The organism is Pseudomonas sp. TH08 (assembly GCF_016651275.1).
Lineage (GTDB): Bacteria > Pseudomonadota > Gammaproteobacteria > Pseudomonadales > Pseudomonadaceae > Aquipseudomonas.
Map to the genome: position 1 here is coordinate 1,403,562 of NZ_JAEKEE010000001.1, position 17,481 is coordinate 1,421,042.

Below are 17,481 nucleotides of genomic sequence, written 5' to 3' on the forward strand. Positions count from 1 at the left end.
ACTGCGCGCGAGTATGCGGTGCGGCGACGCAATCGTCACCGGTTCGGTGCCTGCAAACGTGACGGCCGCCCCATAAGGGCGGCCGTTTTGTTCACGCATCAGCTGTTGTTGTGGTCGACCTTGATGGTCGGATCGCTACCGGCAATCAGGTTGTGGATGTTGGCGCTCGACCAGTTGTTGCCTTCCAGTTTGATCGTCACATCCGGTGTCGCTGCTGCAGCGTCACCCGAGTTGAACTTGCCCGTCGAGCTGACTTGCAGCGACGACGTGCCGTCGACCGTGGTGATCTTCAGGAAGTTGTCGATGGTGCTGCCGGTTTCGCCCTGCAACAGATCACGCAAGTCGATGCGGTCGCCTTCACTGGCCTTGAAGTCCTTGATCACGTCGTTGCCGGTGTCGCCCGCCTTCCAGACGAAGGTGTCGGCACCGGAACCACCGATCAGGATGTCGTTGCCCTGACCGCCGATCAGCGTGTCATTACCGGTGCCGCCGAGCAGGATGTCATTGCCTTTGCCGCCATCGAGCAGGTCGTTGCCGCCCGAGCCGAAGAGGATGTCATTGCCCGCGCCACCCAGCAGCGTGTCGTTGCCGTCATGCGCGCCGGACACATCGAACGCCTGATAGTGCTCGGTGATGTACTGGTGCACGTTGCTGGTGGTGACTTTGCTGACGTCGACGCCGGTCTGCTGCGCAACGAACGCCTGCATCGCCTGATAACCCTCACCGGCGATGCCGTTGAAGCTCACCAGATCGCCGAACAGGATGTCGTTGCCGTCGCCACCGCTGACGGTGTCGTTACCCGGCAGTGTTGCTTCGGTGTGACCGATGATCGAGTTGGCCAGGTCCTTCGGATCGATGTTGGTTTGCGGTGTTTTATCCGAATCGTATGGCTTCAGATCGTTGAGGCTGACGCCATTGTTCAGGCCGATGGCTTCGACGTTCGACAGACCGCTGAGCAGCGCGAAGCTGCTGGCCGAGTTGTCGGAGGTGGCCGTCGTGGTGCTGTTACCGGTGCCCGCCAGATTCGACAACTCGTAGGTGCCGTCACCCTGAGCGTGAACCGTGCCCAGGTTGGTCGTCGACCAGCCGTAGCGGCTCGTGTAGGTCTGCAGTTGGGCAGTGCCGTTGGCGCTGATGCTCAGGTAGTGCGTGTTGTCGATGTAGGTGCCGAAAGTATCACCCAGCTTGTAGTTGCTGGTGGTCACCACGCTGTCGAACTTCACGCTGCCGTACAGCGTCGGGTTGGTCTGCTCGCCGCTCTGGTAGTAGGTCGGCTGGCCATCGGTGATGAAGTACGTGAGGTTCTTCGCGCCGGTGTTGGCCACGGCTTCAGTGCTCTGGAAGAAGTTGGCCGTTGCCTTGAACACGTCCTCGTAGTTGGTGCCGCCGCCGGACGCCATCGAGTCCAGCACCGCTTTGAGCTGGGTCAGCGCGTTCGGGTCGTTGAGGTTCACCGACACCGACTTGTTGACCTGGGTATCGAAGTCCACCAGGAAGATGTTCACCGTCCCCGAATTGCTGCCGCCCAGGCTCTGTTTGAGGGTGTTGAACACCGCCGTCAACGAGTCCTTCGCCGCGTTGATCGACGAGGCGCTCATGCTGCCCGAGCTGTCGACCATGAACGCGATGTTGTAGTTGGTGCCCGGCACGACGGTCAGACCGCCGATGTCGGCAACGATGATGTCGTTGCCGTCGGTGCCGGTGACGGTGTCATCGCCCGAGGTGGCGACGATGGCGTTGTAGACCGCTGGCACCACAGTGACCGGAATGGTCGCGGTGCTGCTCGCCGAACCGCCGACCTGTTCGGTGGAGGTCGAGGTCACTGTCAGGTTGAACTGGCCGTTGTAGTACGGCGGTGGTGTCACGGTCAGGCTGCCCAGACTCCAGCCGGTGACGTTGGCGTCGCCGCTGGTCGCTGTGACGGTGAAGGTATGACCCGCGCCATCGCTGAGTACCGAGCCGACTGGTGCGCCGCTGATCTTCACGCTCAGGGTTTCCGAGCCGTCGGTGTCGGTCAGTGCCGTGGTGATCGCCGACAGCTTCACGGTGGTGCCTTCGGCGCCCGTGTTGAGCTTGTAGCCGTCGTAATAACCTTCGCCGTTGGTGCCGTGCAGATCGGAGACGGTCACGCCCGAGTTCACCAGATCCTGCACGCCGGTGTAGATCGGCACGCCGGCGCTGCTCAGGTCGATCGGCGTGCTGCCGTTGACCGACAGGTTCACATCGTAGCTGCCCGGGCCGCTCTGGTTGTGGTGGTAGATGTCCAGTGTGTAGTAGCCGCTGGTGGTCGGGGTGAACGAGCCGTTGATGGCGCCGCCCGCGCCCCAGGTACCCGAAGCCACGCTCTTGCCGCCGATCGTGATCAGCAAGCTGTCATCGGCGATGCCGCTGAAGGTGTAGGTCTTGCCCGCTTCCAGATAAATCAGGCCGGAAGTCTTCGACGCCGTGCCTGCCGCAACGCTACCGTCGGACTGCACATTGGTCACGGAACCGCTGGAGTTCGGGGTGCCAGCGCCGTCGATGACGTTTTTCAACGTGGTGGAATCGGCACCGCTACCACTGGTGCCCAGACCGGACAGACCGGTCCAGACTTCCTTGATCAGCCCGGTGGACTTCACGCTGTTGTCGGCCACGCTCACGGTCGGTGCATCAGCCACAGGCGTGATGTCGATCTTCACGGTGCCGGTGTTGCCCAGCAGTTGGCCGTCGGTTGGCTGGAACTTGAGCTGCGCGTAGTCGGCCTGGTTGTTGCCCATGCCGGTGCCGCCGTAACCGTTTACGCCCGACTCGTTGGCATCCGGCATGAAGCGCAGTTTGCCCGCATCGATGTCCGCCTTGCTGAAGGTCTGATTGTTGGCGACGTCTTTCCAGGTCGAGCCGTCCAGATACTGCAGTTTGCCCTCACCCGGCAGTTGGGTGATTTTGATGCCGAGGCTGCTGGCCGGGCTGTCGACGTCGGTCACACCGAAGGTCGACCAGCCGAGGATCAGCGGTGTGTCTTCAGTGCCGGTAACGTTGGTCGGTGCCGCAACCGGCGCATCGTTGACCGCCACGACGTTGACCGTAGTGGTCGCCACGTTTGAGTAGTTGCCGCCATCGGTCACCGTCACAGTGATGATCCGCGGCACGGTGCTCGGGTTCTCACTGCTGTTGGTGAAGCTGATGTTCTTGATCGCCTGCATGTAGTCGGCCAGCGTCGCGTTGCCCGACAGCGTCAGGGTCACGGTGCCGTTGGTGCTGTTGGCATTGATCGTGATGCCGTTGACGCTGTTGCCCAGGTTCAGCGCATCGCCATCCTGACGGTTGGTCAGGATCACGGTGGCGCCGGTGAGCATGGTGCTGTCCGGGTCAGTGATGGTGAGGTCGGTGTCAGCAATCGACACGCCCGCGCCTGGAGTGTTTTCGGTGAAGGTCACCTTGTAGTCGGCACCGGTCGCGCCGCTGGAGTTGTTGGCGTCTAGGTCGATGACCGGCGGGGCATCGTTGTCGATGATCGAAGTGCTGACGCTGCCATTGGTGCTGCTGACCGCGAGGTTTTCGAAGTTGCCACCGGTCGCCGAGTCGATCTTGACCACGAAGTTCTCGGTGCCTTCGGTGATCTTGTCATCGATGGTGGCGACGTTGAACTGCGCGCTGCTGGCGCCTGCCGGGATCTTCACGGTGTACACGCCGGTGAAGTCCGAACCATCGGCGGCGGTGCCGCTGTAGACAATTTTCAGGGTCACTTCGGTTTGCGCCGGGTGGTTCAGGCTGACGGTGTAGCTGGCGGTCTGGCCTTCGGTTACCGAGGTGCTGCCGGTGATGCTGACGGTGGTGGTGTCGATGGTGTCGGTGACGTTGGTCACCGCTGGTGTCTTGTCGGCCACGAGGTTTTCGAAGTTGCCACCGTTGGTGCCGGTGATGGTTGCCTGCACGGTGCCGGCATCTTTGTAGACGTCGTCAGCCGGAGCCGGAACGGTCACGGTCCCCGTGGTCTTGCCCGCTTCGATGGTGATCACCGAGCCGTTGCTCAGGGTCACGGTGACTGGCGAGCCAGCGGCGTTGGTCAGCGTCGCGGTGTAGGTGATCGAGCCGCCTTCGGCCACGGTGCCGGTCGCGGACAGCGACAGGTTGGTGGTGTCGATGGTGTCGATGGTGTCGGTCACGGTGGTGCTGACCGGGGTTTTATCGGCCACGAGGTTTTCGTAGTTGCCGCCGCTGACGTTGGTGATGGCGTTGGTCAGTGGAGCGTGACCGGTCAACGCATCGTTCGGCGCAATGGCGGTCACGGTGCCGGTGGTTTTGCCGATGTCGATGGTGATCTGCTGACCATTGGCCAAGGTCACGACGACAGGCGAACCGGTGACGGCTGCACCCACGGTGGCGGTGTAGACGACGTTGCCGCCTTCAGCCGCGGTGCCGGTCGCGGTCAGCTTCACGGTGGTGGTGTCGATGGTGTCGGTGACACTGGTCACGGCCGGAGCGGTGCTGGTCACCAGGCTTTCGAAGTTGCCACCGGTGGCGGTTTTGATCGTGGCCTGGACGTTGCCGGCGTCTTTGTAGACGTCGTCCGCTGGCGCTGCAACGGTCACGGTGCCGGTAGTTTTACCGGCGTCGATGGTGATCACGGCGCCGTTCGACAGGGTCACGGTCACTGGCGAACCAGCGGCGTTGGTCAGGGTGGCGGTGTAAGTGATCTGACCGCCTTCGGCCACGGTGCCGGTTGCGGACAGCGACAGGTTGGTGGTGTCGATGGTGTCGGTCACGGTGGTGCTGACCGGGGTTTTATCGGCCACGAGGTTTTCGTAGTTGCCACCGCTGACGTTGGTGATGGCGTTGGTCAGCGGAGCGTGACCGGTCAACGCATCGTTCGGCGCGATGGCGGTCACGGTGCCGGTGGTTTTGCCGACGTCGATGGTGATCTGCTGACCATTGGCCAGAGTCACGACGACAGGCGAACCCGTTACCGGCGCGCCAACCGTCGCGGTGTAGACGACGTTGCCGCCTTCTGCCGCAGTGCCGGTGGCAGTCAGCTTCACGGTGGTGGTGTCGATGGTGTCGGTGACGTTGGTCACGGCCGGAGTCGTGCTCGGCACCAGGTTTTCGAAGTTGCCCCCGGTGGCGTTGCTGATCGTCGCCTGCACCGTGCCGGCATCTTTGTAGACGTCGTCCGCTGGCGCTGCAACGGTCACGGTGCCGGTGGTTTTGCCGGCCTCGATGGTGATCACCGAGCCGTTGGACAGGGTCACGGTCACTGGCGAGCCAGCGGCGTTGGTCAGCGTCGCGGTGTAGGTGATCTGGCCGCCTTCGGCCACGGTGCCGGTCGCGGTCAGCGACAGGTTGGTGGTGTCGATGGTGTCGGTCACGGTGGTGCTGACCGGGGTTTTGTCGGCCACGAGATTTTCGTAGTTGCCGCCGCTGACGTTGGTGATGGCGTTGGTCAGTGGGGCGTGACCGGTCAACGCATCGTTCGGCGCAATGGTGGTCACGGTGCCGGTGGTTTTGCCGACTTCGATGGTGATCTGCTGACCATTGGACAAGGTCACGACGACAGGCGAACCGGTGACCGGCGCACCCACAGTCGCGGTGTAAGTGACGGTGCCACCCTCGGCTGCAGTTGTGGTCGCAGTGAGCTTCACGGTCGTGGTGTCGATGGTGTCGGTGACGCTGGTCACGGCTGGTGTGGTGCTGGTTACCAGTTTCTCGAAGCTGCCACCGGTGGCGTTGCTGATCGTTGCCTGCACGTTGCCGGCGTCTTTGTAGACGTCGTCCGCTGGCGCTGCAACGGTCACGGTGCCGGTAGTTTTACCGGCGTCGATGGTGATCACCGAGCCGTTGCTCAGGGTTACGGTGACTGGCGAGCCAGCGGCGTTGGTCAGCGTCGCGGTGTAGGTGATCTGACCGCCTTCGGCGACGGTGCCGGTCGCGCTGAGCGACAGGTTGGTGGTGTCGATGGTGTCAGTGACGTTGGTCGAAACCGGAGTCTTGTCGGCAACGAGATTTTCGTAGTTGCCGCCGGTTACGCCTGTGATGGCATTGGTCAGTGGAGCATGACCGGTCAACGCATCATTCGGCGCGGTGGTGGTTACGGTGCCAGTGGTTTTGCCGACTTCGATGGTGATGTTCTGACCGTTGGCCAGAGTCACGACAACAGGCGAACCGGTAACCGGCGCGCCAACAGTCGCGGTGTAGGTGACGGTGCCACCCTCAGCCGCCGACTCGGTCGCGGTCAGTTTCACGGTGGTGGTGTCGATGGTATCGGTGACGTTGGTCACGGCCGGAGTCGTGCTCGGCACCAGGTTTTCAAAGTTGCCCCCGGTGGCGTTGCTGATCGTCGCCTGCACCGGGCCCGCATCTTTGTAGACGTCGTCCGCTGGCGCTGCAACGGTTACGGTGCCAGTGGTTTTACCGGCCTCGATGGTGATCACGGCGCCGTTCGACAGGGTCACGGTCACTGGCGAACCAGCGGCGTTGGTCAGGGTTGCGGTGTAGACAATCGAACCGCCTTCAGCAACCGAACCAGTCGCGCTCAACGACAAGTTAGTGGTGTCGACAGTGTCGGTCACGTTGGTGCTCACCGGTGTCTTGTCGGCCACAAGGTTTTCGTAGTTGCCGCCAGTGACGTTGGTGATCGAGTTGGTCAGCGGTGCATGGCCAGTCAGTGCGTCGTTTGGCGCAGTGGTGGTCGCGGTGCCGGTGGTCTGGCCAACACCAATGGTGATGGTTTGACCGTTGGCCAGCGTCACGACAACCGGCGAACCGGTTACGGCTGCACCGACAGTGGCGGTGTAGGTGACGGTGCCGCCTTCAGCCGCCGATTCGGTGGCGGTCAGTTTGACCGTGGTGGTATCGATGGTGTCAGTGACGTTGGTCACCGCCGGAACAGTGCTCGGCACCAGGTTCTCGAAGTTGCCACCAGTAGCAGTCGAAATGGTTGCTTCGACTTTGCCCGCATCTTTGTAAACGTCGTCAGCCGGAGCAGCAACGGTCACGGTGCCAGTGGTTTTGCCCGCCTCAATGGTGATCACGGCGCCGTTCGACAGGGTCACGGTCACTGGCGAGCCAGCGGCGTTGGTCAGCGTGGCGGTGTAGATGATCGAGCCACCTTCAGCGACCGATGGGGTAGCACTCAGCGACAGGTTGGTGGTGTCGACAGTGTCGGTCACGTTGGTGCTCACCGGTGTCTTGTCGGCCACAAGGTTTTCGTAGTTGCCGCCAGTGACGTTGGTGATCGAGTTGGTCAGCGGCGCATGGCCAGTCAGTGCGTCGTTTGGCGCAGTGGTGGTCGCGGTGCCGGTGGTCTGGCCAACACCAATGGTGATGGTCTGACCGTTGGACAGGGTAACGACGACAGGCGAACCGGTAACCGGAGCACCGACAGTCGCAGTGTAAGTAACGGTGCCGCCTTCAGCCGCCGATTCGGTGGCGGTCAGTTTGACCGTGGTGGTATCGATGGTGTCAGTGACGTTAGTCACTGCCGGTACGGTGCTCGGTACCAGATTCTCGAAGTTGCCACCGGTGGCAGTGGAAATGGTCGCTTCAACCTTGCCCGCGTCTTTGTAAACGTCATCAGCCGGAGCCGGAACGGTCACTGTGCCGGTAGTTTTGCCAGCCTCAATGGTGATCACGGCGCCGTTCGACAGGGTCACGGTCACTGGCGAGCCAGCGGCGTTGGTCAGCGTGGCGGTGTAGATGATCGAGCCACCTTCAGCGACCGAATTGGTAGCGCTGAGCGACAGATTGGTGGTGTCAACGGTATCGGTGACAGTGGTCGAAACTGGAGTCTTGTCGGCAACGAGATTTTCGTAGTTGCCGCCGGTTATACCTGTGATGGCATTGGTCAGCGGAGCATGACCGGTCAACGCATCATTCGGCGCGGTGGTGGTTACGGTGCCAGTGGTTTTGCCGACTTCGATAGTGATGTTCTGACCGTTGGCCAGGGTCACCACAACTGGCGAACCGGTAACCGGCGCGCCAACAGTGGCGGTGTAAGTGACGGTGCCACCCTCAGCCGCCGACTCGGTCGCGGTCAGTTTGACGGTAGTCGTGTCGATGGTATCGGTAACGTTGGTCACCGCCGGAACAGTGCTCGGCACCAGGTTCTCGAAGTTGCCACCAGTGGCAGTCGAAATGGTTGCTTCGACTTTGCCCGCGTCTTTGTAAACGTCGTCAGCCGGAGCCGGAACGGTCACGGTGCCGGTGGTTTTGCCCGCTTCGATGGTGATCACAGCGCCGTTCGACAGAGTCACGGTCACTGGCGAACCAGCGGCGTTGGTCAGCGTCGCGGTGTAAACAATCGAACCGCCCTCGGCGACCGAGCCCGTAGCGGTCAGCGACAGATTGGTGGTGTCGACGGTATCGGTGACAGTGGTCGAAACCGGAGTTTTATCCGCTACGAGATTCTCGTAGTTACCGCCAGTCACGCCAGTGATCGCGTTGGTCAGTGGCGCGTGACCGGTCAACGCATCATTCGGCGCGGTGGTGGTTACGGTGCCAGTGGTTTTACCGACTTCGATGGTGATGTTCTGGCCATTGGCCAAAGTCACGACGACCGGAGAGCCAGTCACCGGCGCACCAACAGTCGCGGTGTAAGTGACGGTGCCGCCTTCAGCGGCAGTCTCGGTTGCGGTGAGTTTTACCGTCGAGGTGTCGATGGTATCAGTCACTTCGGTGACGGCCGGAACAGTGCTCGGCACCAGGTTCTCGAAGTTGCCACCAGTGGCCGTCGAAATGGTTGCTTCGACTTTGCCTGCGTCTTTGTAAACGTCGTCAGCCGGAGCGGGAACGGTCACGGTGCCAGTGGTTTTACCCGCTTCGATGGTGATCACAGCGCCGTTCGACAGAGTCACGGTCACTGGCGAGCCAGCAGCGTTGGTCAGGGTTGCGGTGTAAACAATCGAACCGCCCTCAGCGACCGAATTCGTAGCGGTCAGCGACAGATTGGTGGTGTCGACGGTATCGGTGACAGTGGTCGAAACCGGAGTCTTGTCGGCTACGAGATTTTCGTAGTTGCCGCCGGTTACACCAGTGATCGCGTTGGTCAGCGGAGCATGACCGGTCAACGCATCATTCGGCGCGGTGGTGGTTACGGTGCCAGTGGTTTTGCCGACTTCGATGGTGATGTTCTGGCCGTTGGCCAAGGTCACTACGACCGGCGAGCCAGTCACTGGCGCGCCAACAGTCGCGGTGTAAGTGACGGTGCCACCTTCAGCGGCAGTCTCGGTTGCGGTCAGTTTGACGGTAGTGGTGTCGATGGTGTCGGTAACGTTGGTCACCGCCGGAACAGTGCTCGGCACCAGGTTCTCGAAGTTGCCACCCGTGGCCGTCGAAATGGTTGCTTCGACTTTGCCTGCGTCTTTGTAAACGTCGTCAGCCGGAGCCGGAACAGTCACGGTGCCGGTGGTTTTGCCCGCTTCGATGGTGATCACAGCGCCGTTCGACAGAGTCACGGTCACTGGCGAACCAGCAGCGTTGGTCAAGGTTGCGGTGTAAACAATCGAGCCACCCTCGGCGACCGAGTTCGTAGCGGTCAGCGACAGGTTGGTGGTGTCGACGGTGTCGGTGACGTTGGTCGAAACCGGAGTTTTGTCGGCAACGAGATTTTCGTAGTTGCCGCCAGTCACGCCAGTGATCGCGTTGGTCAGCGGAGCATGACCGGTCAACGCATCATTCGGCGCCGTGGTAGTTACGGTGCCAGTGGTTTTACCGACTTCGATGGTGATGTTCTGACCATTGGCCAGCGTTACCACAACTGGAGAACCGGTAACCGGCGCGCCAACAGTCGCGGTGTAAGTGACGGTGCCACCTTCAGCCGCCGATTCGGTCGCGGTCAGTTTGACGGTAGTGGTGTCGATGGTGTCAGTGACGTTGGTCACCGCAGGAACAGTGCTTGGCACCAGGTTCTCGAAGTTGCCACCCGTAGCGGTCGAAATGGTTGCTTCGACTTTGCCTGCGTCTTTGTAAACGTCGTCAGCCGGAGCCGCCACGGTCACGGTGCCAGTGGTTTTGCCCGCTTCGATGGTGATCACTGCGCCGTTCGACAAAGTAACGGTCACCGGCGAACCCGCCGGGTTGGTCAGCGTCGCGGTGTAAACAATCGAGCCACCCTCAGCCACCGAGTCACTGGCGGTCAGGTTCAAGTTCGTAGTGTCGACGGTATCCGAAACGGAGGTGTCGGCGGACTTGCCGTCGACAGCCAGTTTTTCGTAGTTGCCGCCAGTGGCGCCGTCGATGGTCACGCTCAGCGAGCTACCGCCCGCCAGCGGACTGTTCGGCGCGACGAAGTTTACGCTGCCAGTGGTTTCACCCACGGCGATGGTGATGGTCTGGCCGTTGGACAAGGTCACCACGACTGGCGAACCGGTTACTGGTGCGGTCACGGTCGCGGTGTAGACCACGGTTTCGCCTTCGGCGACGTTCGCGGTGGCGGTCAGCGACACGGTGGACGTATCAATGGTGTCGTTGACGGTGGTCACCGCCGGAGTGCCGCTGGTGACCAGATTTTCGAAGTTGCCACCGGTCGCGCCCTTGATGGTCGCTTCAACCGTGCCGGCGTCTTTGTAGACGTCATCTTTCGGCGCGTCGACGGTCACGGTGCCAGTGGTTTTGCCGGCGTCGATGGTGATGGTCGCGCCATTGCTCAGCGTCACGGTCACCGGGGTTCCGGCGGCGTTGGTCAGGGTCGCGGTGTAAGTGATCTGGCCACCTTCGTTCACCGAATCAGTAGCGCTCAGCGACAGGTTGGTGGTGTCGACGGTGTCGGTGACAGTGGTCGAAACCGGAGTCTTGTCGGCAACGAGGTTTTCGTAGTTGCCGCCAGTCACGCCAGTGATCGAGTTGGTCAGTGGGGCGTGACCGGTCAGCGCATCGTTAGGCGCTGTAGTGGTCACGGTGCCAGTGGTTTTGCCGACTTCGATGGTGATGTTCTGGCCGTTGGCCAGAGTTACCACAACTGGAGTGCCGGTAACCGGCGCGCCGACAGTGGCGGTGTAAGTGACGGTGCCACCTTCAGCAGCAGACTCGGTGGCAGTCAGTTTGACGCTGGTGGTGTCGATGGTATCGGTGACGTCGGTGACGGCTGGAACCGTGCTCGGAACGAGGTTCTCGAAGTTGCCGCCAGTGGCGCCTGTGATAGTGGCTTCGACCTTGCCCGCGTCTTTGTAGACGTCATCGGCCGGTGCCGCGACAGTCACGGTGCCAGTGGTTTTGCCCGCTTCGATGGTGATGACAGCGCCGTTCGACAGCGTCACGGTCACCGGCGAACCAGCAGCGTTGGTCAAGGTCGCGGTGTAAACGATCGAACCGCCTTCAGCCACAGTACCGGTGGCGGTCAGCGACAGGTTGGTGGTGTCGACGGTGTCGGTGACGGTGGTGCTGACCGGGGTTTTGTCGGCGACGAGGTTTTCGTAGTTGCCGCCGCTCACTTCTGTAATCGCGTTGGTCAGCGGCGCATGGCCGTTCAACGCGTCGTTCGGTGCGGTGGTGGTTACGGTGCCGGTGGTCTTGCCGACTTCGATGGTGATGTTCTGGCCGTTGGCCAAGGTCACAACCACTGGCGAACCGGTGACTGGCGCGCCGACGGTGGCGGTGTAAGTGACGGTGCCACCTTCAGCAGCAGTCTCGGTGGCGGTCAGTTTCACCGTCGAGGTGTCGATGGTGTCAGTGACGTCGGTCACGGCCGGAACGGTGCTTGGCACCAGGTTCTCGAAGTTGCCGCCGGTGGCGTCCTTGATGGTCACTTCGACTTTGCCGGCGTCTTTGTAGACGTCATCGGCAGGCGCCGCAACGGTCACGGTGCCTGTGGTTTTGCCTGCTTCGATGGTGATCACCGAGCCGTTGCTCAGGGTCACGGTCACGGGCGTGCCGGCCGCGTTGGTCAGGGTTGCGGTGTAGACGATCGAGCCGCCCTCGGCGACCGAACCGGTGGCGCTCAGGCTGATATTGGTGGTGTCGACGGTGTCGGTGACGGTGGTCGAAACCGGAGTCTTGTCGGCCACCAGATTCTCGTAGTTGCCGCCGCTGACGTTAGTGATCGAGTTACCCAACGAGGCCTGACCGGTCAGCGCGTCGTTTGGCGCGGTGAAGGTCACGGTGCCGGTGGTTTTACCCACTTCAATGGTGATGCTTTGACCATTGGCCAGCGTCACCACGACAGGCGAGCCGGTCACTGGCGCGCCCACGGTGGCGGTGTAAGTGACAGTGCCGCCTTCAGCCACCGACGTATCGGCGCTCAGTTTCACGGTCGACGTGTCGATGGTGTCAGTAACGTCGGTCACGGCCGGAACGGTGCTTGGCACCAGGTTCTCGAAGTTGCCGCCGGTAGCGTCCTTGATGGTCACTTCGACTTTGCCGGCGTCTTTGTAGACGTCATCGGCTGGCGCCGCAACGGTCACGGTGCCGGTGGTTTTACCGGCTTCGATGGTGATCACCGAGCCGTTGCTCAGGGTCACGGTCACCGGGGTGCCGGCCGGGTTGGTCAGGGTTGCGGTGTAAACGATCGAACCGCCTTCAGCCACAGTACCGGTGGCGCTGAGCGTCAGGTTGGTGGTGTCGACGGTGTCGGTAACGGTGGTGCTGACCGGGGTTTTGTCGGCGACGAGGTTTTCGTAGTTGCCGCCGCTCACTTCTGTAATCGCGTTGGTCAGCGGCGCATGGCCGTTCAACGCGTCGTTCGGTGCGGTGGTGGTTACGGTGCCGGAGGTCTTGCCGACTTCGATGGTGATGTTCTGGCCGTTGGCCAAGGTGACGATCACTGGCGAGCCGGTGACTGGCGCGCCGACAGTGGCGGTGTAAGTGACGGTGCCACCTTCAGCAGCCGTGGTGTCGGCGGTCAGTTTCACCGTCGAGGTGTCGATGGTGTCAGTGACTTCGGTGACGGCTGGAACGGTGCTCGGCACCAGGTTCTCGAAGTTGCCGCCAGTCGCGGTGGAAATGGTCGCTTCGACCTTGCCCGCGTCCTTGTAAACGTCATCCGCCGGCGCCGGAACCGTTACGGTGCCGCTGGTTTTGCCAGCCTCGATGGTGATGACGGCGCCGTTGCTCAGGGTCACGGTGACTGGCGAGCCAGCCGCGTTGGTCAGAGTCGCGGTGTAAACAATCGAGCCGCCCTCAGCCACGGAACCGGTCGCGCTCAGCGACAAGTTGGTGGTGTCGACGGTATCAGTGACGCTGGTCGAAACCGGGGTCTTGTCGGCCACCAGGTTTTCGTAGTTGCCACCACTGACGTCAGTGATCGAATTACTCAGCGGCGCGTGGCCGGTCAGCGCGTCGTTCGGTGCGTAGGTGGTCACGGTGCCGGTAGTTTTACCCACTTCGATGGTGATCTGCTGACCGTTGGCCAAGGTCACCACGACAGGCGAACCGGTGACTGGCGCGCCAACGGTAGCGGTGTAAGTGACGGTGCCACCTTCAGCTACGGTGGTGTCGGCGGTCAGTTTGACGGCCGAAGTGTCGATGGTGTCAGTGACGTCGGTAACGGCCGGAACGGTGCTCGGTACCAGATTCTCGAAGTTGCCACCGGTGGCGTCCTTGATCGTCACTTCAACTTTGCCGGCGTCTTTGTAGACGTCATCGGCTGGCGCTGGAACAGTCACAGTGCCGGTGGTTTTACCTGCCTCGATGGTAATCACCGAGCCGTTGCTCAGCGTCACGGTCACCGGCGAACCAGCAGCGTTGGTCAAGGTCGCGGTGTAAACGATCGAGCCGCCCTCGGCCACAGAATCGGTCGCGCTCAGCGTCAGACTGGTGGTGTCGGCAACGTCCGTAACAGCCGTCGAAACCGGGGTCTTGTCTGCCACCAAGTTCTCGTAGTTGCCGCCGCTGACGCCGGTGATCGAGTTGGTCAATGGTGCCTGGCCAACCAAGGCGTCGTTAGGCGCAGTGGTGGTTACGGTGCCGGTAGTCTTGCCGACTTCGATGGTGATGTTCTGGCCATTGGCCAAAGTCACGACGACCGGAGAGCCAGTCACCGGGGCGCCAACAGTGGCGGTGTAAGTAACGGTGCCGCCCTCGGCCACCGAGGTGTCGGCCGTCAGCTTCACGGTCGAGGTGTCGATGGTGTCAGTGACTTCAGTCACCGCCGGAACGGTGCTTGGCACCAGGTTCTCGAAGTTGCCGCCGGTGGCGTCCTTGATGGTCACTTCAACCGGGCCGGCGTCTTTGTAGACGTCATCGGCAGGTGCCGCAACGGTCACGGTGCCTGTGGTTTTGCCCGCTTCGATGGTGATCACCGAGCCATTGCTCAGGGTTACGGTGACCGGAGTGCCGGCCGGGTTGCTCAGCGTCGCGGTGTAAACGATCGAACCGCCTTCGGCCACGGTTCCGGTGGCGCTGAGCGTCAGGTTGGTGGTGTCGACGGTGTCGGTGACGGTGGTGCTGACCGGGGTTTTGTCAGCCACCAGGTCTTCGTAGTTGCCGCCACTTACGCCGGTGATCGCGTTGGTCAAAGGGGCGTGGCCGGTCAACGCATCGTTGGGCGCGGTGGTGGTCACGGTGCCAGTGGTTTTACCCACTTCGATGGTGATGTTCTGGCCGTTGGCCAGGGTCACTACGACAGGCGAACCGGTAACGGGTGCGCCGACGGTGGCGGTGTAGGTGACGGTGCCACCTTCAGCAGCAGATTCGGTGGCAGTCAGTTTGACCGTCGTCGTGTCGATGGTATCGGTGACGTCGGTAACGGCGGGAACAGTACTCGGTACGAGGTTCTCGAAGTTGCCGCCGGTAGCGTCCTTGATGGTCACTTCGACTTTGCCGGCGTCTTTATAGACGTCGTCGGCTGGCGCTGGAACAGTTGCGGTGCCAGTGGTTTTGCCTGCGTCGATGGTGATTACGGCGCCGTTCGACAGGGTCACGGTGACCGGCGTGCCGGCCGGGTTGGTCAGCGTCGCGGTGTAAATGATCGAGCCGCCCTCGGCCACAGAACCGGTCGCGCTCAGCGTCAGGTTGGTGGTGTCGGCGACGTCCGTAACGGCCGTCGAAACCGGGGTCTTGTCGGCCACGAGGTCTTCGTAGTTGCCACCGGTCACGCCAGTGATCGAGTTGGTCAGCGGTGCATTGCCGACCAGCGCGTCGTTCGGCGCAGTGGTGGTCACGGTGCCGGTGGTTTTACCCACTTCAATGGTGATGCTTTGACCATTGGCCAGCGTCACCACGACAGGCGAGCCGGTCACTGGCGCGCCCACGGTGGCGGTGTAAGTGACAGTGCCGCCTTCAGCCACCGACGTATCGGCGCTCAGTTTCACGGTCGACGTGTCGATGGTGTCGGTCACTTCGGTCACGGCTGGCATGGTGCTCGGAACAAGGTTCTCGAAGTTACCGCCGCTGGCGTCCTTGATGGAGACTTCGACTTTGCCGGCGTCCTTATAGACGTCGTCGGCAGGCGCCGGAACGGTCACGGTGCCAGTGGTCTTGCCCGCGTCGATGGTGATCACCGAGCCGTTGCTCAGGGTCACGGTTACCGGGGTTTGTGCGGCGTTGGTCAACGTCGCGGTGTAAACGATCGAACCACCTTCGGCGACAGTGCCGGTCGCCGTCAGCGACAGATTGGTGGTGTCGATGGAATCGGTAACGGTGGTGGTCGCTGGCGTGGTGTTCGGCACCAGGTTTTCAAAGTTGCCACCGCTAGTGCCAGTGATCGTGGTGCTGACGGTGCCGCCATTGTTGTAGACGTCATTCGGCGCAGTCGGCACGTTGACGCTGCCGGTGGTCTTGCCGGCATCAATGGTGATGGTCGAGCCGTTGGACAGGGTGATGGTGACCGGGGTTTGCGCCGGGTTGGTCAGGGTCGCGGTGTAGGTGATCTGGCCACCTTCGACAACCGTGCCGGTCGCGGTGAGGCTGACGCTGGTGGTGTCGATCGAGTCGGTAACGGTGGTGGTCGCTGGCGTGGTGTTCGGCACCAGGTTTTCGAAGTTGCCGCCGGTTGCACCGGTAATCGTGGTGCTGACAGTGCCGCCATTGTTGTAGACGTCATTCGGTGCAGTCGGCACGTTGACGCTGCCGCTGGTCTGGCCCGCGCCGATGGTGATGGTCGAGCCGTTCGACAGGGTCACGGTGACCGGAGTTTGTGCCGGATTGGTCAGGGTCGCGGTGTATGTGATCTGGCCACCTTCGACCACTGTGCCCGTGGCGGTCAGGGTCAGGCTGGTGTTATCGATCGAATCGGTGATGGTGGTCACCGCCGGTGTCGGGTTCGGCACCAGGTTTTCGAAGTTGCCGCCAGTGGCACCCGTGATGGTGGTGGTGACGGTGCTGCCGTTGTTATAGACGTCATTGGCCGGCGTCGGCACGTTGACGGTGCCAGTGGTCTGGCCCGCGCCGATGGTGATGGTCGAGCCGTTCGACAGGGTCACGGTGACCGGGGTTTGCGCCGGGTTGGTCAAGGTCGCGGTGTAAGTGATCTGGCCGCCTTCAGTGACGCTCGGCCCCGCCGTCAGGGTGACGGTGGTGGTGTCGATGGTGTCGGTGACCTGAGTCGTGGCCGGCGTGGTCGGCGGCGTCACGGTGATGCCGTTGCCGCCGGTGGTGCCGGTAACGGTCACGTCGATCTGGGTCGGATCGTTATAAACGGTGTCGTTCGGTGCCAGCGGCACGTTGACGGTGCCGGTGGTGGAGCCGGCCGGAATCACGATCACGGCGCCGTTGGACAGGGTGATGGTCAGGTCGGTCAGCGGTGCCTGGGTCAGGGTCGCGGTGTACACCAGCACGCCGCCAGCTTCAGTGATGGTCGGCGTGGCGCTGAGGCTCAGGGTCGACTCACGCAGGGCGTTGGTGGTGGTATCGGTGGTCTGGCCACCGGTAATGTTCTGCGCGGCTTGTGCGCCGGAGTTGATGCCAGCAGTCGGGAAACCAATGGTTGGGTCAACACGGCCAGCCGTGGCATCGAGCATCACGAAACTGTGGCCACCACCAGCCGCACCGCCAGTACCCGCAGCCGCAGGGCCGGCAGCGGTGGCTTCAAGGGCGGTAGTCGGGTCGACACCGGCGGCAATGGCTTGCTGCAGTTCTGCTACCGACGGCGCGGCCTGCGCGGTGGCTTCGGCCAGGTCAGTGCTGGAGTCGGGCGCGTTGGCGCTCCATTGGGTTTCGCGACCCAGGTCGAGGGTGCGGCCATCAGCCAGTTCAAGCGACACGGCGCCGGAGAGGCCGGTGTCGATCTGGTCGCCGACAAACAGGCGATCGCCTTCAACGAGTACGCGGCGCACGCCCTCTGGGGACACCACGAATACCTGACCGACAATGCTTTTGACGATGGCAACAACACTGCTCATTGAAGACTCTCCGGGTGTCACGTTCAGTTGACTTCCATGGACCTGATGGCATGGGTGCCGATTCAGTCTGGACGTACTTTAAAAATTTTCGAATCAATTTTGACGCGGTTACTCGTCAATAATTTGGCTATATTCTTTCGCTATTAACTTTATGCCAAACTATTGACCTTCTGGGTGCCATCCTAAACAATCGCCCCACTAATGTCACATTGATATTTCCGCGGCGACCTGTCCT

General features: G+C 61.9%; 1 protein-coding gene. It reads right to left on the reverse strand.

Annotated features, from left to right (window positions below):
* Positions 1-98: 98 nt before the first annotated feature.
* The gene (locus tag JFT91_RS06635) at positions 99-17,246 is read right to left on the reverse strand and encodes an immunoglobulin-like domain-containing protein (protein ID WP_201231877.1); all 17,148 of its coding nucleotides are present in this window, start codon (positions 17,244-17,246) and stop codon (positions 99-101) included.
* Positions 17,247-17,481: the final 235 nt, after the last annotated feature.

Excerpts from the sequence above, each read along its gene's own strand:
- JFT91_RS06635 (WP_201231877.1), bottom strand. The coding sequence starts at position 17,246 with ATGAGCAGTGTTGTTGCCATCGTCAAAAGCATTGTCGGTCAGGTATTC.